Raw genomic sequence first — 21,691 nt, 5'->3', positions numbered from 1 at the left:
GCATGTCGCCGTACGGTCAGTCCAGCGGCGCCATGTCGAAGAGAAGCACCTCGCCGTCGACGCCGTCGCGCAATTCGACTCGGTTCTCGCCGGTGATCTTCGCCGCGTCGCCCGCGATGAGCGGATGGCCGTTCACGTGCACCGTGCCACGGACCACGTGCACGTAGACGATACGCTCGAAATCGATCGTGTGGTGCGCCGACTCGTCGGGGCCGAACAGCCCCGCGTACAGGCGCACGTCCTGGTTGACCGTCACCGAACCGTGCTCGCCGCGCTCGCTCGCGACGAGGCGCAGCTTGCCGCGCTTCTCGGCGTCCGGGAAGAAGGTCTGCTGGTAGCCCGGCTTCAGGTGCAACCGGTTCGGGATGATCCAGATCTGCAGGAAGTGGGTCACGGTGCTCGCGTGATTCTCCTCGGAGTGCGTCACGCCGGTTCCCGCGGACATGATCTGCACCTCGCCGGGCCGGATCACGACCTTGTTGCCCATCGAGTCGGTATGGGCCAGCTCGCCCTCGAGCACGTAGCTGATGATTTCCATGTCGCGGTGCGAATGCGTGCCGAAGCCCGCGCCAGGCGCCACGCGGTCCTCGTTGATGACACGCAGCGGGCCGAAATGGACGTGATCCTCGTCGCGGTAATCGGCGAACGAGAAGCTGTGATGGGAATCGAGCCAGCCATGGTTGGCATGGCCGCGGTCGGCGGCGTGACGGATGACGAACATGGGCATCTCCAGGGAATGCCGCCAACTTAGCGCTTGTCGACCCGGTTCTATTGCATAAATGCGATGCCTTCCGCGGCCCAATGGCACGTGTTCGTGCGTGTGCGGTGTCGCGACGACCGACCGCTTCGCCGTGGGCACCGGCGTGCGCCGGTGCGACGTGAGGGGGTGTGAACGCATGCGTGAACCGGTCACCCCGGTGCGACGTCAGGGGGCAGCGAGTCCGTGCATGAACCCGTCACCCCGGCGCACGCCGGGGTCCACGTCCTCGGTCCCCGAGGGTGCGTCGAGCTCCACGCGTTCGCGTGTGTGCCGTGTCGCGACGACCGATCGCCTCGCCGTGGGCACCGGCGTGCGCCGGTGCGACGTGAGGGGGGGGGCGCCTGCGTGAACCCATCACCCCGGTGCGACGTCATGGGGCAGCGAGTCCGTGCATGAACCCGTCACCCCGGCGCACGCCGGGGTCCACGTCCTCGGTCCCCGAGGGTGCGTCGAGCTCCACGCGTTCGTGCGTGTGCGGTGTCGCGACGACCGATCGCCTCGCCGTGGGCACCGGCGTGCGCCGGTGCGACGCGAGGGGGTGTGAGCGCCTGCGTGAACCCGTCACCCCGCTGCGACGCCGGGGGGCAGCGAGTCCGTGCATGAACCCGTCACCCCGGCGCACGCCGGGGTCCACGTCCTCGGTCCATGCGCGAGAGCGGTCGACGATGGCGCGCGAACCGCATAGACCGTTCGACCGAATGGCACGCGCGTGGGCGATGGGCTCTACTGGCCGCGAGGACGGCCGATCGTCGCCGTCCCATCGGAGGCAGGCGATGGACAACGTCGGAACCGGCAGGGTACCGGCTATCGTGATGGGGCGCGGCCCGACCGCGCTGGGCATCCTGCGAAGCCTCGCGCTCGCAGGAATTCCGGCGTATGTGGCGTGCCCGCCCGACGACCTGGTGGTCCATTCGCGCTGGTACCGGCCGACGCCGGGCATGCCGTGGGATGGGCGGCCCGGACCGCAGGCGCTCGACGCGCTGCGGGCGATGCCGCTCGAGCGCGCCGTGATCATTCCCGGTGCCGACGATGCCGCCATGTGGCTGGCCGACCTGCCATCGACCGACCTCGGTTCCCGATTCCTCGTGTCCACCTCGACCCGCGCCACGCAGGAGCTGCTGCAGGACAAGTCCGTGTTCGCCGGTTACCTGGCCGCGATCCGCGTGCCGCACCCGCGCACCTATCGCCTGTCCTCGCTGGACGATGTCGAGGCCGTTCCGTTCGAGCGGCTGGACCGGGTCTTCATCAAGCCCGTTAACTCGCAGAAGTTCAGCGACGTGACCGGTGTGAAGGGCGTCTGGGTCGACAGTCGTGTCGCGATGGCGGAGGCCTGGGCGCGTTTCCACGCGCAAGGCTTCTCCGTGATGGCGCAGGAGTACGTGCCCGGCCCCGCGACGGAACACTTCTTCGTGGACGGCTTCCGCGACGCGCACGGGCGCTATGCGGGCCTCTTCGCGCGACGCCGCCGGCGCATGTCGCCCCCGGATTTCGGCAACAGCTCGTGCTCGGCGTCGGTGCCGCTCGTCGACGTGGGCGACGCGGTGCGGCATGTGCGACGCCTGCTCGACGGGCTGGACTACCGCGGCATCTTCAGCGCCGAATTCAAGCGCGACCCGCGCGACGGCGCGTTCCGCATCCTCGAGGTGAACACGCGGGCATGGACGTACGTGGAGTTCGCCGCGCGCCGTGGCGTGAACGTGTGCGACATGGCCTGGCATGACGCGCAAGGCCTGCCGGTGGCGAAGGCCTCCCGTGACTATGCCGAAGGGAAACTCTGCGTCGACCTGCGCCACGACCTGGCCTGCGTCCGGCGTGCGCGCGGCCGGCGCGCCGATTCGCTCGCGCACATCGCGCTGCAATGGCTGTCGGCCGACTTCCACGTCTTCCGCATGGACGATCCCAGACCTGCGCTGCACGGGCTGACCGCCATGCTACGACGTCGCTCCGCGGCGGTGAGGGCCGTCTTGCGACGGCTCGGTCCGCGGGCCGTCAGAAACTGAGACCGCCGACGAAGGACACGTTGCTGCGATCGGCCAGCAGGTTGTACCTGCCGCCGAACAGGCGCGAGAACGCCGTTTCGACGAAGTAGCGCTTGCCCCAGTCGACCCGGAGGCCGGTGCGCGCGAGCATGCGGCCTTCGACGAACGTGCTGTCGTACGAGTAGCCCCTGATGTCCTTGGCGAGCGTCAGCGACAGCGTGAGGTCGCCACCGAAGACGGCGTTGCCGTAGGTGGCCGATGCCCTTCCACGCAGGCCCCACGCGTTCGTCGACACGTAGCCCTCGTACCTGCACGTTTTGCCCGTCACGCCGTTGACGCCGGGAAGGGTTTCGGTGCACGCGGTGAGCTTGCCGCCGACGTAGTACGGCGCGCCACCGTAGGCGAGTCCGCGGCCGTAGCGGAACACCGCGGGGTCGGGCAGGGTGCTCACGTGGCTGTAGCCGATCTCGGCCGCAAGGCCGACGCTGTCCGCGCCGAGCACCTTCGGAAACAGCTTGCTGCCGCCGAGGTTCGCGGTGAGCACCGGGTGCCGGTCGTAACCTTCGAAGGTCTGTCCCGCAGGTACCGAGAGGATCCTGCGCTGCTCTTCGAGGATCGACGTCGGCGAGCGCAGCAGGCCGGCGAGCAGGAGATCGATCGGGCTGTAGCCGATCGGCTGGTCCTTGCGATACGCGACCTCGCCATAGAGTTTCGCCGTCGGTGCGAACTTCGTATCGAAGCTCACCCCGTAGACGTGCACGCCCTTGGGGTAGACGAGACCGTACTTGAGGCCGTTCGGATCGGTGAGCCGGGCCAGGGCGCCGGGGATGCCTGCGGGCAGCGTCCCGCCGTTCACGTTCTCGATGGTCAGGCTGTACACGTTGCGCAAGGTGTTGTCGGAACGCGCGGCGTAGGCGCGGAAGTCGGTGGCCCAGTCGGTGACGGCGTAGCGGACCGACACACCGTACTGTCCCGACCCGTTCGGTTGGCGGCGGTCGTCGCGATGCAGGTAGTAGCCATTGGCGAGCAGCGCGCGCTCGGTCAGCGTGTCCGGCGTCGCCAGTGGGGTGCCGGGCAGCGGTGCGCCGAAGGGGCCGACGATGTTGCAGCCCTGCGGGATCACGGATGCCGCGTCGAAGAAGGTGCCGCATCCGGGAATGTTCGCGGGCCGGAATTCGTAGGGCACGTAGGCGTCCACGCCCCAGTCCTTGCCGAAGGCGAGGCTCAGGCTGACCATCCCGATCGGCACCCTGGCTTCCTGGGGCAGCGCGCCCGGCCTTACCTGCGCCGCGGTGTCGTACGGGTTGGTCACGGCACCGATGCCGCCGGTGAAGAACTGCGACACGCCCCATCCGAGCACCTGCCGGCCGATGCGAAGATCGCCGCGCGTGTCGCCGGCGCCGTCGAAGCGCCAGTACGCGTAGGCGTCGCGCGCCCGCACGTTGCTGAACTTCGCGTCGGGTGCGAAGCCGCGATCCGACAGCGGCCGGTCCGGCGTGAAGCCGTTCGGATTGTTGCCGTAGCGCGCGTCGGTATGACCCAGCGTGAAGTCGTGCCAGCCGTCGAGCCGGACGAAGACGCCCGAGGTCTTTCCATGGACGTCGATGTCGACCATCGCCTTGAGCAGCGTGCTCACGGCGTGGCCCTTCCTGAAGTTCAGGTCGGAGCCGCCGGTCTGGCCGACGAGCTGGCCCGGCCGCGCGCCGGGCACCGCGGTCGACGGAATCAGGGCGTAGGTCGACGGCGCCGGATCGGACGTGCGGACGATCGTGCCAAGCGTGGCCACCGTGCGAACGCTCGCCGTGACGCCATCGGTCAGCCTGAATTCGGCGGCATGCCCCGATGCGGCGCTGCCGGCCAGTGCGGCCGCGACGGCCCAAGTGCGGTTGTTCATGACACCCCTATCTCTGCGATTGATGGATACGGCAGGAGTTCGCGATCGGCAGGCGCGTCGTGTCCGGCAGCGCCCGCGGCGGGCATGACCCACCCCTCCAGCGATTTCCCTTGCTGGCCCCGGGACGATCCGGATGTGTACTCACGACGGCTTGGGATGCGGATCGCCACCTCCCCATGGCGAACCGGTGTTACGGCAGGCGGTAGTCCTTCAGCTGCTCACGCAGCTTGCCCTTCATCACCTTTCCGGTGGCGCCGAGCGGGATCGTGTCGAGGAAGACGACGTCGTCGGGGATCTGCCACTTCGCCGTCTTGCCGGCGTAGAAGGCCAGCAGGTCTTCCCGGGACACCACGCTGCCGGGGCGCCTGACCGCGACGACGATGGGACGTTCGTCCCACTTCGGATGCGGAATGCCGATGCAGGCGGCCAGGGAGATGTCCGGGTGCGCGACCGCGATGTTTTCGATGTCGATCGAGCTGATCCACTCGCCGCCGGACTTCACGAGGTCCTTGCTGCGGTCGGTGATCTGCATGAAGCCGTCGACGTCGATCGTCGCCACGTCGCCCGTGGGGAACCACTCGCGGCCTTGCGCGTCGCGCACGAGCGGCGACCCGGCCTCGCTGTCGAAGTAGTCCTTCGCGACCCACGGGCCGCGGACCACCAGCTCGCCGCCGGTCTTCCCATCCCACGGCAGAGCGCGGCCCTCCTCGTCGAGGATGCCCATGTCGATACCGAAGATGGCCCGGCCCTGTTTCGCCCGAAGCGTGGCCTGTTCGTGCGCCGGCAGGTCGAGCTGGTGGCTCTTCAGCGTGCAGATCGTGCCCAGCGGCGACAGCTCCGTCATGCCCCACGCGTGCAACACCTCGACGTCGAATTCGGTCTGGAAGGCGTCGATCATCGCCGGCGGGCAGGCCGAGCCGCCGATGACCGTGCGACGGAGCGAGGAGAACTTCAGCCAATGACCGTGCAGATGGTCGAGCAGCGTTTGCCAGATCGTCGGGACGCCGCCGGCGAACGTGACCTGTTCCGACTCGATCAGTTCGTAGATCGACGCGCCGTCGAGCGCGGGTCCGGGAAGCACGAGCTTCGCGCCGGTGAGCGCGCACGAGTACGGCAGGCCCCAGGCGTTGACGTGGAACATCGGCACCACCGGAAGCACCGTGTCGCGCGCCGAGAGGCACATGGCGTCCGGCAGGCTCACGGCGTACGCATGCAACAGCGTCGAGCGATGGCTGTAGACCACGCCCTTCGGGTTGCCCGTCGTGCCGCTCGTGTAGCACAGGCTCGACGCCGTGTTCTCGTCGAACTCCGGCCAGTCGTAGGTGGCGCCATGATCCGCGATCCACGCCTCGTAGCTCACCAGGTCAGGAATGCCCGTGTCGGCGGGCAGGGCGTCGGCGTCGCACAGCGCCACCCAACGTCCGACGGTGGGGCACTGCGCGTGCATGGCCTGGACGATCGGCAGGAACGTGAGGTCGAAGCAGAGGATCCGGTCTTCCGCATGGTTGACGATCCACGCGATCTGGTCGGGGTGCAGGCGCGGGTTGATCGTGTGCAGCACGCGGCCGGAACCGCTGACGCCGTAGTAGAGCTCGAGGTGGCGGTAGCCGTTCCAGGCCAGGGTGGCGACGCGCTCGCTGAAGGCGAGGTAGTCCGCTTCGATCGCATTGGCGACCTGCCGCGAGCGCGACGCGACCGCGCGCCAGGTGGTCCGGTGGATGTCTCCTTCCACCCGCCGCGAAACGATGTCGGTGTCGCCGTGCTGGCGGCTGGCGAACTCGATCAGCGACGAGATCAGGAGGGGTTGGTCTTGCATCAGGCCAAGCATGACGATGTACCTCGCGGCCTTCAGGCCGTCCTGAAGGCGAATTCTTCGAGATGGCCCGACGCGTTGGCCGCGCGGCCCGGATCGGCGGGAAGCTCGACGTCGAAGTGCCGCTTCAGCACGTCGCAGATCAGCTCGTAGCACGAGCCGATGCGCACGGCCTCCACGTTGCCGTTGCCGAAGCGCAGGATCGTCGCGGAGCGCTGGTAGGTGTGGTACTTGCGCAGGCCGTAATCGATCACCACGTCCGCGATGTCGATCAGTTCCTGCGGAATGTCCTCGACGCGGAAGCGCGGGCCCGTGCCCGTGAGATTGGCCGACGAGCCGAAGATCGGCAGGCCCGCCTCGCGGGAGAGGCGGCAGACTTCGTCGAACAGCTTCCCGGCGTTGAGCAGCATGCCCAGCGTGCCCTTGCCCGTGCTCGCGGCGAGCGTGACGGGATCGAGCTTCGCCAGCATCGGGTGCTCGGGGCGGAACGCCGCCACGGCGCCGAGCGTGAGGTTGTAGTCCTGCGTGATCATCTCGATCATGTCCTGGCAGCGCGCGTCGAGCACGTGGAGCTCCCGCTGCATCTCCATCGAGCACATCATCGCGTTGCGCTTGTGCTCGCCGCGGCCCTTAGCCACGAAGATGCGGCGGATCGCTTCCGCCGAGCCACCCATCATCGCGTACCCCGCGTCGTTGGGAATGATCGCGATGCCGCCGAGTGCGAGCGCGTCGAAAATGCGCTGCGCGTCGTCTTTGATGTTCAGTCTGGTCATACGTGTACCTTCTTCGTTGATCCGTATCAGTGGTTGCCCACGAACTGCATGTCGAGCGAGCGCCGGTTCGTCTGTATGCCGAACAGCCCGACGATCACCGCCTGCGCGATGAGCAGGCCGATGAGGCTGTAGACGACGGCGTTGACGCCGTTGATCGCGTAGAGCTGCGCCACGGCCTGCGGCGCGACGATGGCGACCGCGCGGCCGGCCACGCTCGAGATGCCGGCGCCGCGGAGGCGCAGCTCCGTGGGAAACAGTTCGGGGACGTAGGTCGTCCAGCCCATCGTCGTGCCGAGGTACAGCGAGGCGATCAGCGCGATGCCGACGGCCGTGGTCGCCTCGAGGCTGCCCGCGTTGGCGTAGGCGTAGCCGAGCACGGCGGAGACCACCGAGGCCAGGACGATCCAGTGCTTCCGGCTCCAGCGATCGATGAGCAGGCCGGCGAGGAAGACGCCGGCGAGGCTGCCGGTCGAAATGAGCGCCGTGTGTCCGAGCGAGGCCTGCACCGCGAGACCCTGCTTCACGAGGAACGTGGGCAACCAGATGATGAAGCCGTAGAGCGCGCTCAGGGCGACGACGTTCAGCGTGACGCCGATGACGGTCGAGCGGAGGATCGGCGAACGGAAGAGGTCCCGCGTGGTGAACGTGGATGCGGCGACGACGCGCGCGTTCGCGAGCGGCGGTAACGGCTTGCCCGTCTGCGTGGATACCTCCGCCTCGATGCGATCCAGGATCGCGTCGGCCTCCCGCCAGCGCCCGACCAGTTCCAGCCAGCGCGGCGATTCCGGCATGCTCTTGCGCATGGCCCACACCACCAGCCCACCCGCGCCGGCGATGACGAACATCCAGCGCCAGCCGAACGTCGGGATGACGAGATAGCCCACCAGGTTCGACGCCAGCAGCGACGCCGTGGCGACGAACAACAGCACGGCGCTCCAGCGCCCCCGGGTGGCGGGCGGCACGAACTCCGAGATGGTCGCGTAGCCGACGACGATCTCCGCGCCCAGCCCGATGCTCATGAGGAAGCGCAGCGCGATCAGCCACTCCATGTTCGGCGCGAACGCCGCGGCGACCGACATCGAGCCGAACAGGCCGAGATTGAACTGGAAGGTGAACTTGCGACCGCGCCGGTCGCCCAGCCACCCCGCGAAGAACGCGCCGATCAGCGCGCCCAGCGCGCCGGCCGAGGCGAACAGCGCGTTCGCATGGATGTCGGCCCAGCCGGACGCCGCGAGCGCGGGCATGATGCCGCTCGCCATGTAGAGGTCGAAGCCGTCAAAGAAGAGGCCGAGACCGATCATCATCGCCATGCGGCGATGGAAGGACGCCGTGGGCAGGCGATCGAGCCGCTGCGCGGCGGTAGGGCGATCCGGCGGCGCGGGTGTTCCCGTGCCGTCGACGATCTGGAAAGTCTCGCTTTTCACGTTTGTCTCCGATGTCACGCTTCGCGTGTCCCGGGCGCCGAGATCATCGACGATTCGAGGGTGGGTTCAGATCGACCAGACCCACGGCCGTGCCGCGCGGTCTGCGTTTTGCCATGCGCGGATGGCGTCGTCGTCCTTGAGGGTCCGGTCGATGTCGTCCAGGCCGGTGAGCAACGCCTCGCGGCGCTGGGCATCGACGGTGAACGACAGCGGGGGCTGCCCGGGCGGCTCCAGGCGCAGCCGTTCGAGATCGACTTTCAGCGGCGCGCCCGTGCGGCAGAGGCTGCCGATGGCCTCGACCTCGTCGGCCGGGAGTCGGATGGGAAGCACGCCGTTCTGAAAGCAGTTGCTGTAGAAGATGTCGCCGAAGCTCGGCGCGATGACGCAACGGACGCCCATTTCGCGCAGTGCCCAAACGGCGCCCTCGCGCGACGAACCGCAGCCGAAGTTCTCGCCGGCGAGAAGGAACGGCGCGCGACGGAACCGGGGCTGGTTCATCACGAAGTCCGGGTCTTCGCTGCCGTCGGGGCGATAACGCAGCGATTCGAAGCCGTAGGGGCCGAGCTCGCCACGTGGCAGCGTGGTGAGCCGCTCGATGCGGATGATGACGTCGGTATCGATGTTCGGCTTCGGGAGCCAGGCGGCCGGCCCCGATACAGTGGTGAACGGCTCCCGTTTCAAAGGCATGCTCCCGTCACCTGCGCCACGTCGACGATCGCGCCCGCGATCGCGGCGGCGGCCGCCATCGGCGGACTCGCCAGGTGCGTGCGCGCCCCGGGGCCCTGACGCCCGACGAAGTTGCGGTTCGACGTGGACACCGAGCGCTGGCCCGGTGGCACGCGTTCGCCGTTGGCCGCCACGCACATGCTGCAGCCCGGCTCGCGCCACTGGAACCCGGCGGCTAGGAAGACATCGTGCAGTCCTTCGGCTTCGGCGGCGCGCTTGACGGATTCGGATCCCGGCACCACCCACGCCGTGACGCCCGGCGCGACGTGCCGGTCGCGCGCGACCTCGGCCGCGGCGCGCAAGTCGCTCAGTCGCGCGTTGGCGCAGGACCCGATGAATACCCAATCCACGGGCGTTCCCGCGATCGGCTGCCCGGCGGTCAGGCCCATGTAGTCGAGCGCCGCACGCAGCGCCTCGCGCTGCGTCGCGTCGCGCACGTCCATCGGATCCGGGACGTTGGCGTCGATCGGCAGGGCATGCTCGGGACTCGTGCCCCATGTCACGGTGGCGCGTACCGCCGAGGCGTCGATGATTTCTTCGCGGTCCGGCTGCGAATCCGGATCGCTGGCGAGGGTGCGCCAGTGAGCCACGGCCCGATCGAAATCCTCGCCGGCGGGCGCGAAGGGACGGCCGCGCAGGTAGTCGAAGGTGCGCTGGTCCGGCGCGACGATGCCAGCCCGCGCGCCGAGCTCCACCGACAGGTTGCACAGGGTGAGTCGCCCTTCGACGCTCAGGGCCTCGATGGCGGGGCCGGTGTATTCGATGACGCTCTCGACGCCGGCGGAAGCACCCAGCTTCCCGATGATGTGCAGCGCGAGGTCCTTCGCCGTTACGCCGGCGCCAAGGCGTCCTTCGCAACGGATGCGCAGCTCCCTGGGTTTGCGCATCCGCAAGGTCTGCGTGGCGAGTGCATGCGTGCTCTCCGACGAGCCGACGCCGAATGCGAGCGCGCCGAGGCCGCCGTTCGTGCACGTATGGCTGTCGCCGCAGATGACCGTCAGGCCCGGGAGCACGATGCCCAGTTCCGGGCCCATCACGTGGACGATGCCCTGGCCCGGCTCGCCGAGGTCGAACAGGCGCACGTTCATCGCCGCGCTGCGGCTCTTCAGGGCCGCATGCAACTTTCCGCCTTGCGGAAACGTGGTGGCGACACGTCCCGGCTGGCTCGACACGGCGTGGTCCGGCGTCGCGAACACGAGGCGGGCGTCGTGGAGAGCGAGGCCACGTTCGGCGACTTCCGCGAGTGCCGGCGGGCCGGAGAGGTCGTGCAGCAGGTGGCGATCGATGTGGAGCAGGGCCCAGCCGTCGCCGAGGTCGCGCACCACGTGCGCGTCCCACAGTTTGTCGAAGAGCGTACGGGCGGTCATGGCGTCGTCACGTCCTCGCCGAGGAAACGCGAACGCAGCGCGTCCCAGCGATCGGCGTCGAAGCGGCGGAACATCTGCGCGATGTTCTGCTCGCGCGGCGGCGATACCCGCGTGCGGCGAAGCGTCGCCAGCACGGCGTCGGCGGCGTCGATCGTGGCCATGAAGACCAGTGCCGGGAGGATCGCCATCCGGTAGCCCATCGACTCCGCCTCGCCGAGATCCGAGAGAGGCGTGCGACCGCCGGGCACGACGTTGAGGACGCAGGGACCGGCGACGAGTCGCGGCACCGATGCCGCTTCGTCGAGCGTCTGCGTGGCTTCGACGAACGCCATGTCGGCGCCCGCGTCGAGCGCCGCGTTGGCGCGCCAGACGGCCTCGTCGAAACCGAGCACGGCGCGGGCGTCGGTGCGCGCGATGATGCCGAAGCCGGGGTGGCGGCGCGCCGCCACGGCGGCGCGGATCTTGGCCAGGAATTCCTGACGCGACACGACTTCCTTGCCGTCGAGGTGCCCGCAGCGCTTGGGCATCACCTGGTCCTCGATGTGGATCGCCGCGACGCCGCGTGCTTCGTACTCGCGGACGCAGCGGGTGACATTGAGTTCGTTGCCGAAGCCGGTGTCCGCGTCGGCGATCAGGGGGATGCCGATCGCGCGCGCCATCGTGCCGGCGTTCTCGACCATCTCCGTCATGGTGATCAGGCCGAGGTCGGGATAGCCGCGTGCGAGGGCGGTGCCTGCGCCGGTCATGTACGCGGCGGCGAAGCCGGCCTCCTCGATCAGCCGCGCACCGATCGCGTCGTAAGCGCCCGGCACGATCGTCATGCCGGGTGCCGCGAGCAACGTACCGAGTCCCGAAGATTCAGACATACACCGACACCCGTTCCGTACCCACCAAAGTTGTCTAGAGTGTTGAACAACTAGACATGGGGCGTCAAGCGTCTGTTATGCTGCACTGCATGAAAAATGAAGCACTTACGCGCACCAAAGGGACGGCCTTGCACAGGCAGATTTTCCTCGTGCTCAAGGACGGCATCGCGCAAGGGACCTACGCACCGGGCACGGCGCTGCCGAAGGAAGAGGCGCTCGTGCAGCTCTTCGGCGTGGCGCGCGCGACGGTGCGCAGGGCGCTCGCCGATCTCGAAGCCGAAGGCCTCGTGCAGCGCCGTCACGGCAGCGGCACCTACGTCACCGAGAACCTCACCACCGGTGCGAATCTTTCGGCGCTTAGCTTCATCGACGAACTCAAACACACCGCGCAGTCGACGGATGTGCGCGTCGTGACGCTCGAGACGATCGCGCCGCCTCCTGGCATCAACGCGTTCCTGCGGATTCCGCGCCCCGGCCGCGTCGTGCACGCGGTGCGCGTGCGCGTCGCGAGCGACACGCCGTTGATGATCACCGAAGCCTGGGTGCCGGCGGACATCGGCAAGGACATCACGACGGCGGCGCTGAAGCGCAGTCCGATGTATGCGCTGCTCAACGCGATGGGCGTGCGCTTCGGACGCGTGGTGCAGGAGATCAGTGCCGAGTCGGCGGATCCGTATCGTGCGAAGCTGCTCGAATGCGATCTCAGCACCGCGCTGATCCGCATGTCGCGCGTGATGCACGATCACACCGGGCGCCCGGTGATGTACGTCACCGCGCACCTCACGCCGCGGTACAGCCGCATCCTGATGGAAGTGCCGGGCGACGCGATCGACACGCTGAGCGCGGGTCACATCATCCACGACCCGTCGCTGGTGGGAAGCGCCGGCACGCGAAGCAAGCGTTCGCGGGCGTAGCGGGGCAGGGGCGATGCGCGTCGCCCCATGACGATCACATACCCGCGTAGTTCGGTCCGCCGCCACCCTGCGGCGCGACCCAGACGATGTTCTGCATCGGATCCTTGATGTCGCAGGTCTTGCAGTGCACGCAGTTCTGCGCGTTGATCTGCAGCCTGGGCGCGCCTCCGTCGACGCCGACGTACTCGTAGACGCCCGCGGGGCAGTACCTGGCCTCCGGCCCCGCGTATTGCGCGAGGTTCACGCGCACGGGCAGCGAGCGGTCCTTCAGCGTGAGGTGCGCCGGCTGGTCTTCGTCGTGGTGCGTGCTGGAGAGGAACACCGAGCTCAGGCGATCGAAGGTGAGCACGCCGTCGGGTTTCGGGTAGACGATCCGCGGACTCGTCGCGGCCGGCCGCAGGTTGGCGTGGTCGGGCGTGTGGTGATGGAGCGTCCAGGGTGGCTCGCGGAAGCCGAGCTTCGGCAGCAGCCATTGCTCGATACCGGTCATCGCCGTCGCGACGGCGCGGCCCTTCTTGAACCATTGCTTGAAGTTCTTCGCCTGGCGCAGTTCGGCATGCAGCCAGCTCCGCTCGAACTCCGCCGGATACGCGCTCAGCTCGTCGTGCGCGCGACCCTCGGCGATGGCGACGAACGCCGCCTCGGCGGCGAGCATGCCCGTCTTGATCGCCGCATGGCTGCCCTTGATGCGGCTCGCATTGAGGAAACCGGCCTCGCAACCCACGAGCGCGCCGCCGGGGAAGACGGTCTTCGGCAGCGAGAGCAGGCCGCCCGCGGTGATGGCGCGCGCCCCGTATCCGATCCGCGTGCCGCCTTCGAGGTGCTTGCGGATCGACGGATGCGTCTTGAAACGCTGGAATTCGTCGAAGGGCGACAGCCAGGGATTGCCGTAATCGAGACCGACGACGAAGCCCACGGCGATCTTGCCGTCTTCCGCGTGATAGAGGAACGAGCCGCCGTACGTGTCGTCCTCCAGCGGCCATCCGGCGGTGTGCACCACGAGCCCCGGCTGGTGTCGCGCGGGATCGGCCTGCCACAGCTCCTTGATGCCGATACCGTAGCTCTGCGGATCACGGCCTTCGTCGAGGCGGAAGTGGTCGATGAGTTCACGGCCGAGCTGGCCGCGCGCGCCTTCGGCGAAGATCGTATAGCGGGCGTGCAACGCCATGCCGAGCTGGAACTGGTCGGTCGGCTCGCCATCCTTGCCGATGCCCATGTCGCCGGTCGCCACGCCCTTGACCGCACCCGCGTCGTCGTACAGGACTTCCGCCGCGGGAAAGCCGGGAAAGATCTCCACGCCCAGCGCTTCGGCCTGCGTCGCCAGCCAGCGCACGACGGCGCCGAGGCTGACGATGTAGTTGCCGCGGTTGTGGAAGCACGCCGGCAGCAGCCACTCTGGCGTGGCGCGGGCGCCGCTTTCGCCGAGGAACAGGAACTCGTCCCGGGTGACCGGCTGGGTCAGGGGCGCGCCGCGTTCCTTCCAGTCGGGGAAGAGTTCGGTGAGGGCCCTCGGGTCCATGATCGCGCCGGAAAGGATGTGCGCGCCCGGTTCGGAGCCCTTTTCGAGAACGCAGACCGACAGCTCGCGCCCCGCGGCCGCGGCGAGCTGCTTCAGACGGATGGCGGTGGCGAGGCCGCCGGGACCGGCACCCACGACCACGACGTCGTAGTCCATGGATTCGCGCGGGCCGTGGGCGGCGAGGAGTGCTTCTGGCGTCATGATGCGTTCCGGTCAGAACTGCGCGGGATCGAGCGCCAGCGCGTCCTCGATCGCGTCGGGCGAACGGATCGTGGCGGCATGGCTGCTGGCGCGCGGCAGGACGTGCGCGGCGTAGAAGTGCGCCGTCGCGATCTTCGTCGCGTGGAAGTCCGGATCCTCGTGGCGCCTGGCGGTCGAAACCAGCAGGGCGCGCGCCATCTGCCATCCGCACAGCACCACGCCGCACAGTTCGAGGTAGGGCACGCCGGCGCCGTAAACGGCGTTCGGGCGCTCCGCGGCGTTCTGGAGCAGGAACGCGATGGCATCGGCCATGAGGTCGCGGCCGGCCCGCAGGTTCCGGCGCATCGTCTCGAAGGCGGGCGTCGCCGCGTCGGCGTGGGCGTCGAGTTCGGCCAGCGTGCCGTCGATCTTCTGCAGGAACCAGCCGGCCGTCGCGCCGCGATCGCGCAGGGTCTTGCGGCCCACCAGATCGTTCGCCTGGATCGCCGTCGTGCCTTCGTAGATCGTCAGGATGCGGGCGTCGCGCAGGAACTGCGCCGCACCGGTTTCCTCGACGAAGCCCATGCCGCCGTGGATCTGGATGCCGAGGCTGGCGACGTCGATCGAACGCTCCGTACTCCAGCCCTTCACGATGGGCACGAGGAATTCGTAGGCCGCGCGATGCAGCGCCTGCTCGTCGGTGTCGGCGGCATGGTGCGCCACATCCGAGTAACCCGCCGCGACATAGGCGAGGGCACGCGCACCTTCGGTCAGGGCGCGCATCTCCATGAGCATGCGCCGGACATCGGGGTGCCGGATGATCGCCACGGCGCCCTTCGCCGAGCCGTCGACGGGGCGGCTCTGCACGCGGTCGCGCGCATAGCCGACGGCCTTCTGATAGGCCGCCTCGGCGACCGCGACGCCTTGCAGGCCGACGGCATACCGCGCCGCGTTCATCATCACGAACATGTACTCGAGGCCGCGATTGACCTCGCCGACCAGATGGCCGACGGCGCCGTCGTACTGCAGCACGGCCGTGGGGCTCGCCTTGATGCCGAGCTTGTGCTCGATCGACACGCATTCCACCGCGTTGCGTTCGCCGGGCGCGCCGTCGTCGCCGACGAGGAACTTCGGCACCGCGAACAGCGAGATGCCCTTGATGCCTTCCGGTGCGTCCGGCACGCGGGCCAGCACGAGGTGGACGATGTTGTCAGTGAGGTCGTGCTCGCCCCAGGTGATGAAGATCTTCGTGCCGTAGATCCGGTGCGAGCCATCGGCCTGCGGCTCGGCGCGCGCGCGCAGGAGCGCCAGATCCGATCCGGCCTGCGGCTCCGTGAGATTCATGGTGCCGGTCCACTCGCCGGCGATCAGTTTCGGAAGGTAGCGTTCCTTCAGCTCGTCGGACGCGGCGGTGAGCAGCGCCTCGATCGCGCCATCGGTGAGCAGCGGGCACAGGCCGAACGAGAGGTTCGCCGCCTGCAGCATCTCCGCGCACGGTGCCGAGATCACCTTGGGCAGGCCCTGACCACCGTATTCGCCCGGATGCGAGATGCCCTGCCAGCCGCCGTCGACGTAGTGCTTGTACGCATCGCGGAAGCCCGGTGACGAGGTGACCTTGCCGTCGTCCCAGTGGCTGGGCTGGCGGTCGCCCGCGGCGTTCAGCGGGGCGAGGACCTCGCCGCTCAGGTTCGCGGCTTCCTCCAGCACGGCGCGCGCGAGGTCGAGCGTGGCCTCGCTCATGCCGGGCAGGCCGGCGATGCGGTCCATGCCGACGAGGTGCTCGAGCACGAAGGTCATGTCCTTCACGGGGGCGGCGTATGTCATGCGGGTATCCAGTCGATGGCGGAATGCGTCACCCGCCATCGTAGGCATCCGGCATGGCGGCGGGTTACCGAATCCCGCCGAGGTACTGACAAAACCCGCCACCCTGGCCGGAGCGTCAGTCCTGGCTGCGGTAGGCGCCTGGGGTGCTGCCCGTCCAGCGGCGGAACGCGCGGTGGAAGGCGGTCGGGTTGTCGAAGCCCACGGCGCCCGCGACTTCCGCGATGGAGGCGTTCGTATGCGTCAGCGTGCGGATGGCGATGTCGCGACGCACTTCGTCCTTGATCGCCTGGAACGTGGTGCCTTCCACGGCGAGCTTGCGACAGAGGGTTCGCTCCGAACAGAACAGGCTTTCCGCGACGTCGCCGGTGGTCGGCATGTCCGGCAGCAGCGCGACGATGCGCTGCCGCACCCGGTGGCAGGTCATCTGCGTGGCCAGCGAGACGAAGATCCAGTCTTCCGGTGCGCGATCGAGGAAACGGCGCAGATCGGCCTTGCGCTGCCGTACGGGCAGGTCGAGGAAGCTGGCCGGGAACGCGATGCGCGTGGAGCGTTGCCTGAAATGCACCGGGCCGGGAAACAGGTACAGATAGTCGCTGGCCAGCGACGGGGCGGGGAAGTCGAACAGCGCATCGTCGAGCGGGATGTTCTGCCGCACCAGCCACGAGGCGACGCCATGGGCGAGCTTGAGCATGAGCATCTTGCCGAGCGGCGTGACGCCCGGACCTTCCGCCGGAGTCGTCAGCTCAAGCGCTCCGACGCCGTCCTCGCTGTGCAGGATGAGCTGGAAGTCGTCGAGGATCAGGTGGAAGAACTGGCAGTAGCGGTGCAGGGCCACCTCGAGGCGCGGCGCGTCGAGCAGGCTCAGGCAAAGGAACTTCAGCGACCCGCCACGTAGCGGCCGGCTGAAGATACCCGGCATCTCGTCGTCGAATTCGGCGGCCAGCAGACGGTACAGCTGCGAGAACTGCTCCTGCGTGACGCGCGCGCCGGGCTTGCGAAGCAGGCCCGGAGGAATGCCGGATCGCTCGGCGAGGCGCGACACGGCGGCGCGATCGGCCCCCGACAGGAAGCCGTTGACGATGGAAATGGGCACCGTCGCGGAGAGGGCGTCCTGATGTGTTCCCGTGCGGCGGGTCATTCGGTCTTGCATCGCCTATGCTTCTGGCCTTCCGGCACCACCAGCGTGACATTATGCGGGTGTCCACAATGATGGCGTTACGGTCGGGTCCGACCATACGCGCCCGATTGCCGAACAGATGGCGTGAGTCTCAGGTTTCCGAAGCGGCGCCGACGCGAAGCAGGACGGAACCGTGCCGCGGCAGGGCTTCGTCGTAGCCCTCGTTTGTCGGAAGCGAGCGATGGTTCCAGAGGTCGCGTACATCCCTCGGCTTCGCGAACCGCTGTCCAAGGCGACTCCACGGGAAGGTGACCCGCGCGGGCGTCTCGCCCCGATTGAAGAAGCCCACCACCCGCGATCCGTCGCTCATGTCCCGGACGAGCACCTCCACGTCGCCCTGCGTCTCCAGCCGACGCGCCGGCAGGCCGGCGGGATCCTGATCGACGGCGATCACTTCTCGGTTGAGCAGGATGGCCTTGGTTTCGGCGTCCATGCCGCGCAGGTCGTTGCCGGCGAGGAGCGGGGCGGGGAGCAGCGACCACAGGCTCATCTGGGTGCGGTATTCGTCCATCGTCATGCCGCCGTTGCCGATCTCCAGCATGTCCGGATCGTTCCACTGGCCAGGGCCGGACCATGCGGTCAGATCGAGCTGCCGGAATCCGCGCTCGGACATCGACGACCAGTCGTCGCTGATGTCGGGCGTGGTACGCCAGAGGTTGGCGCCCGTCTGCGGGCCCCATTTCCATATGTCGAAGTGGCCGGACTGCGAGAGGCTGTAGACGATCGGTCGGCCCGTCCTGCGTAGCGCCTGGCCCATCCGGCGGAAAAGCGCCTGCTGGTTCTCCAGGGTGACCGGATACTGGTCACGGGCGCCGCAGTAATCGTACTTGAGGAAATCGACGCCCCACTTCGCATAGGTGCGTGCATCCTGGTCCTCGTGGCCGAAGCTGCCCTCGAATCCCGCGCAGGTCTTCGCGCCCGGCGACGAGTAGATGCCCAGCTTAAGGCCCCGGGCATGCACGTAGTCCGCCAGCGCCTTCATGTCGCCGAACTTGTCGTTCGGGCGTATGGCTCCGGAGGCATCGCGGACACCTTCCCACGTGTCGTCGATGTTCACGTACACGTAGCCCGCATCGCGCATGCCGTTGGCCACCATGGCGTCGGCCATGCCGCGAACGTCTTCCGCGGTGATGCGCCCGGCGAAATGGTTCCAGCTGTTCCAGCCCATGGGGGGAGTCCGGGCGAGGCCGTTCGCCGGCACGGCGTCGACCGGCGGGACGGCTGGCCCGCCGTCACGGGCCGAAGCCATCAGGCACGTGGCCAGGCCGAGAACGAGGGCGGAGTGGCGCAGTACACGATGCGAGGTCATTCGCGCTTCCCTGGGAGGATGCCGGCATGGTACCCGGACGGCCCCTGCCGCGGCCGCGGGCCGCTCGGATTGTCCCGGCGTCTGCACCGTGGCCTCACATTTTATCCATCACGATATCGCCGGACCCCTGTTCGGCTAACCTGCGTGAATTCCAGCCCTTTCAATATCGACGTCGATGTCCAGTCCGTCCCAGGTCGCGGTTACGTCGCGACGTATCTGATCGTCGATCCGGACGGGAACGTTCTTCGTAAGCGCCGCCTGGCCCGTCGTTTCTCCGCCTATTCCGAAGCGATGGCGTGCGCGCTCGACGCCGCCAAGGGCACCGTCGAGTCGCTGGCCGCGTCCGTGCCGGCAGGCGTTCTCGCCTACCAACCCACTCCTTCCGGCGAGATGGCGCTGAACGGCGGCATCCCCTGATGCGCACGGCGCCCATCCGCCGTCCGGCGCCCGGCGGATGACTGCTCCCGGCTGCAAGGGTTGCGGAAACGCCGACGAGGTCGCGCGCGGCATCACCATGGCGTTCCACCCCATCGTCGACGTACCGGCACATGCCGTGTTCGCTCACGAGGCGCTGGTCCGCGGGCTGGGCGGCGAAACCGCGGCCCAGGTGATCGAACATGTTGGGCAGGACAACCGTTACGCGTTCGACCAGGCCTGCCGCATGGTCGCGATCCGCACAGCGGCCCGGGTTGGCCCACCGGCGTTGCTCTCGATCAATTTCATGCCCAACGCGGTGTACAACCCCGAGCACTGCCTGCAGGCGACGTTCGCTGCCGCCCGGGAAGCGGATTGGCCGCTGGAGCGCGTGATCTTCGAAGTGACCGAGCACGAGGAGGTCATCGACCACGACCACCTCGTCCGCGTCCTCGCAGCCTATAAGGCGCATGGCTTCCTCACGGCGATCGACGATTTCGGCGCCGGCTTCGCGGGGATGAACCTGCTGGCCGATTTCCAGCCCGATCTCGTCAAGCTCGACATCGGCCTCATCCGCCGTATCGACGGCAGCCGCCCGCGGCAGATGATCGTGCGCCACATGGCCGCCCTGTGCGGCGAGCTCGGCGTGCAGGTCATCGCGGAGGGCGTGGAGACCGAAGGCGAATGCAGGGCGCTGCTCGACCTGGGTATCCGCCTGCAGCAGGGCTTTTTCTTCGCAAGACCGCTCACGGGCGGATTGCCCGACATCCACTGGCCGGAGGCCGGGCATTCGCACGGGTAGCCCATGCGGCACGGGCGCGCGAAAATGTCGGGCGAAGCATAGGATCGACGATGACTGAACACACCAACCACGGCCGGCAGAAAACCCGGGTCGTTTACGAGGGGGTCGACCACCCCGGAAGCGATATCTTCTTCGCCGCGGTGTCCACCACGCGGATGCCGATGATCGTCACGGACCCGCGGACGCCGGACAACCCCATCATCTTCGCCAACCCGGCCTTCCTGCGGATGACCGGCTACACGACCGAAGAGCTGCTGGGAAGGAATTGCCGGCTCCTCCAGGGGCCGGGCACCGATCGCGTGACGATCTCGGCCATCCGCGACGCGGTCGCGGCCAACCAGGAAATCGCGACCGAGATCCTCAACTACCGGAAGGACGGCTCGACGTTCTGGAACGCGCTGTTCATTTCGCCCGTCTACGACGCGAACGGCGAGGTCGTGTACTTCTTCGCCTCGCAGCTGGACGTGAGCCGTCGGCGTGATGCCGAGGACGCGCTGCGCCAGGCGCAGAAGATGGAGGCCCTCGGCCAGCTGACCGGCGGCATCGCGCACGACTTCAACAACCTCCTGCAGCTGATGATCGGCTACGTGGGGTCGGTGGAGGTGGGGCTGACGCATCCCGAGATCGACAGGGACAAGCTGCTGCGCTTCATCGGCGGTGCGCGCGCGGGCATCCAGCGCGCCTCGACCCTCACGTCCCAGCTGCTGGCGTTCTCGCGCAAGCAGACCCTGCAGGGCAGGGTCGTCAATCCGAACCAGATCGTCGCGGACATGCAGGACATGCTCGCCCGTTCGCTCGGTGACGACATCGTCCTCGAACTCGATCTCGCCGCCGATACGCGGAACGCGCGACTCGATCCGACCCAGGCGGAGGTGGCGCTCCTCAACGTCGCCATCAACGCCCGCGACGCGATGGACGGTCGCCCCGACAAGCGGCTGGTGATCCGCTCGCGCAATGCCACGCCGCTGGAAATCAACGATCAGGGCGAGCTGGCCACGCGTGGCGGGTCGTTCGTCGCCATCGACGTCATCGACAACGGCAGCGGCATGGCGCCCGACGTCGTCACGCGGGTGATGGACCCGTTCTTCACCACGAAGGAAGAAGGCAAGGGCACCGGCCTCGGCCTCTCGATGGTCTACGGGTTCGCGAAGCAGTCGGGCGGTGCCGTCGCCATCGACTCGGCGGTGGGGGAGGGCACGACCCTGACCATGTATTTCCCGGTCGCCATCGAGCAGGAAGACGGTCGGGGTCCTGAGCCGGTCCGCCGCATCGATCGCGCCGCGGACCGGTCGGGGCACGAGCGCGTGCTCGTGGTCGACGACCGTCCGGATCTCGCGACACTGGCCCAGAGCATCCTCGAATCCCACGGCTACGACGTCGTGGCGGTCACCGATCCGCAGGAGGCCTTGCACCGGATCGAGCAGGGGCCGGCCTTCGATATCCTGTTCACCGACATCGTCATGCCGGGGAGCCTCAACGGCGTGGCGCTCGCACGGCGGGCCCGGTCGATCAACCCCGGCCTCAAGGTCCTGCTGACCACGGGATACGCGTCGCAGTCCGTGCAACGGACGGACGCGGGCGGCATCGCCTTCGACGTGCTCAACAAGCCTTATTCCCGGCTCGACCTGCTGCGGAAGATCCGGTTCGTGCTCGACGGCCCCACCGGGGTCAGCTGACCAGCCGCGACATAGGCATCGGCGACGGCCCCGAACCAAGGTGGGGCCGTCGTCTTCACAACTGCAGACTTCTCTTAGTCTCGCCCAGGGCATAGAATCGCCCGCGCCGTTGTGACGCCAGTCTCATTTTTCGGCGATCATCGCCGGCCATCCACAGGGGGATGGCTGGGCAGTCCTCGCGCGCTCCCGACCGGCCTTCGCCGGACATCACCGTTTTCCGCTTCGTGGACATCGTCCGCGCGCTTTCGCTCGTCTTGAAGAAACAGGGGTCTTC

At 68.2% G+C, this 21,691-nt stretch carries 17 protein-coding genes; 5 read left to right on the top strand and 12 right to left on the bottom strand.

Features of this window, described 5'->3' with window-relative positions; all coding sequences use genetic code 11:
* Window positions 1–16 precede the first annotated feature (16 nt).
* On the bottom strand, window positions 17–721 hold the full coding sequence (locus BMW54_RS05200; RefSeq protein WP_090053528.1) for a pirin family protein: 705 nt from the start codon (window positions 719–721) through the stop codon (window positions 17–19).
* An 812-nt stretch (window positions 722–1,533) separates the two neighbouring features.
* Here BMW54_RS05200 and BMW54_RS05190 point away from each other — a divergent pair.
* Complete coding sequence (locus BMW54_RS05190; RefSeq protein ID WP_139206038.1) at window positions 1,534–2,760, top strand: carboxylate--amine ligase; 1,227 nt, start codon at window positions 1,534–1,536, stop codon at window positions 2,758–2,760.
* Here BMW54_RS05190 and BMW54_RS05185 read toward each other — a convergent pair.
* The 7 genes from BMW54_RS05185 to BMW54_RS05155 all read right to left on the bottom strand — a co-directional run bounded on the left by BMW54_RS05185 (window position 2,750) and on the right by BMW54_RS05155 (window position 11,602).
* Window positions 2,750–4,633 (bottom strand): DUF1302 domain-containing protein, encoded by a 1,884-nt coding sequence (locus tag BMW54_RS05185; protein WP_090053524.1) that lies wholly within the window; start codon window positions 4,631–4,633, stop codon window positions 2,750–2,752. The two genes, BMW54_RS05190 and BMW54_RS05185, sit on opposite strands and share 11 nt — an antisense overlap.
* Window positions 4,634–4,823: 190 nt before the next feature.
* The gene (locus BMW54_RS05180) at window positions 4,824–6,461 is read right to left on the bottom strand and encodes a 3-(methylthio)propionyl-CoA ligase (protein WP_090053522.1); all 1,638 of its coding nucleotides are present in this window, start codon (window positions 6,459–6,461) and stop codon (window positions 4,824–4,826) included.
* 20 nt (window positions 6,462–6,481) lie between these two features.
* Window positions 6,482–7,219, bottom strand: coding sequence for a Sua5/YciO/YrdC/YwlC family protein (locus BMW54_RS05175; RefSeq protein ID WP_090053521.1), 738 nt, complete (start codon window positions 7,217–7,219; stop codon window positions 6,482–6,484).
* 26 nt (window positions 7,220–7,245) lie between these two features.
* Entirely contained in the window at window positions 7,246–8,643 is a 1,398-nt protein-coding gene (locus BMW54_RS05170; RefSeq protein ID WP_090053519.1) for an MFS transporter, read from the bottom strand.
* Between the two features lie 66 nt (window positions 8,644–8,709).
* Window positions 8,710–9,330, bottom strand: coding sequence for a 3-isopropylmalate dehydratase small subunit (gene leuD, locus BMW54_RS05165; RefSeq protein WP_090053517.1), 621 nt, complete (start codon window positions 9,328–9,330; stop codon window positions 8,710–8,712).
* A complete protein-coding gene (gene leuC / locus BMW54_RS05160; RefSeq protein ID WP_090053516.1) occupies window positions 9,321–10,736 on the bottom strand; it encodes a 3-isopropylmalate dehydratase large subunit in 1,416 nt (471 codons plus the stop codon). The genes leuD and leuC overlap by 10 nt, the downstream gene beginning before the upstream one ends.
* Window positions 10,733–11,602, bottom strand: a complete 870-nt coding sequence (locus BMW54_RS05155) for an isocitrate lyase/PEP mutase family protein (protein ID WP_090053514.1) — start codon at window positions 11,600–11,602, stop codon at window positions 10,733–10,735. Before BMW54_RS05155 ends, leuC begins: the two co-directional genes overlap by 4 nt.
* A gap of 128 nt (window positions 11,603–11,730) precedes the next feature.
* Between BMW54_RS05155 and BMW54_RS05150 the strand changes: the two genes are divergently transcribed.
* Window positions 11,731–12,516, top strand: a complete 786-nt coding sequence (locus BMW54_RS05150) for a GntR family transcriptional regulator (RefSeq protein ID WP_217642612.1) — start codon at window positions 11,731–11,733, stop codon at window positions 12,514–12,516.
* Between the two features lie 34 nt (window positions 12,517–12,550).
* Here the strand turns inward: BMW54_RS05150 and BMW54_RS05145 are convergent, their stop codons facing one another.
* The 4 genes from BMW54_RS05145 to BMW54_RS05130 all read right to left on the bottom strand — a co-directional run bounded on the left by BMW54_RS05145 (window position 12,551) and on the right by BMW54_RS05130 (window position 18,525).
* On the bottom strand, window positions 12,551–14,236 hold the full coding sequence (locus BMW54_RS05145) for an electron transfer flavoprotein-ubiquinone oxidoreductase (protein WP_090053511.1): 1,686 nt from the start codon (window positions 14,234–14,236) through the stop codon (window positions 12,551–12,553).
* Window positions 14,237–14,248: 12 nt separating this feature from the next.
* Window positions 14,249–16,039 (bottom strand): acyl-CoA dehydrogenase, encoded by a 1,791-nt coding sequence (locus BMW54_RS05140; protein ID WP_090053509.1) that lies wholly within the window; start codon window positions 16,037–16,039, stop codon window positions 14,249–14,251.
* Window positions 16,040–16,154: 115 nt separating this feature from the next.
* The gene (locus BMW54_RS05135) at window positions 16,155–17,177 is read right to left on the bottom strand and encodes an AraC family transcriptional regulator (RefSeq protein WP_090053508.1); all 1,023 of its coding nucleotides are present in this window, start codon (window positions 17,175–17,177) and stop codon (window positions 16,155–16,157) included.
* Window positions 17,178–17,307: 130 nt separating this feature from the next.
* Window positions 17,308–18,525 (bottom strand): glycoside hydrolase family 27 protein, encoded by a 1,218-nt coding sequence (locus tag BMW54_RS05130; protein ID WP_090053506.1) that lies wholly within the window; start codon window positions 18,523–18,525, stop codon window positions 17,308–17,310.
* Window positions 18,526–18,669: 144 nt separating this feature from the next.
* Between BMW54_RS05130 and BMW54_RS05125 the strand changes: the two genes are divergently transcribed.
* From BMW54_RS05125 to BMW54_RS05115, 3 genes are read left to right on the top strand one after another with little or no spacing between them, the layout of a single operon-like run.
* Window positions 18,670–18,942: a hypothetical protein gene (locus BMW54_RS05125; RefSeq protein ID WP_090053504.1), complete on the top strand. Its 273-nt coding sequence runs from the start codon at window positions 18,670–18,672 to the stop codon at window positions 18,940–18,942.
* 37 nt (window positions 18,943–18,979) lie between these two features.
* Entirely contained in the window at window positions 18,980–19,741 is a 762-nt protein-coding gene (locus tag BMW54_RS05120; RefSeq protein WP_090053502.1) for an EAL domain-containing protein, read from the top strand.
* A 50-nt stretch (window positions 19,742–19,791) separates the two neighbouring features.
* The gene (locus BMW54_RS05115) at window positions 19,792–21,417 is read left to right on the top strand and encodes a histidine kinase famiy protein (RefSeq protein WP_090053501.1); all 1,626 of its coding nucleotides are present in this window, start codon (window positions 19,792–19,794) and stop codon (window positions 21,415–21,417) included.
* The last annotated feature ends 274 nt before the right edge of the window (window positions 21,418–21,691 follow it).

Origin of the sequence: Luteibacter sp. 329MFSha, assembly GCF_900111665.1 — a bacterium.
Lineage (GTDB): Bacteria > Pseudomonadota > Gammaproteobacteria > Xanthomonadales > Rhodanobacteraceae > Luteibacter.
Note: the sequence above shows the minus strand (reverse complement) of the source record. Positions and strands in the feature narration are given on the sequence as shown.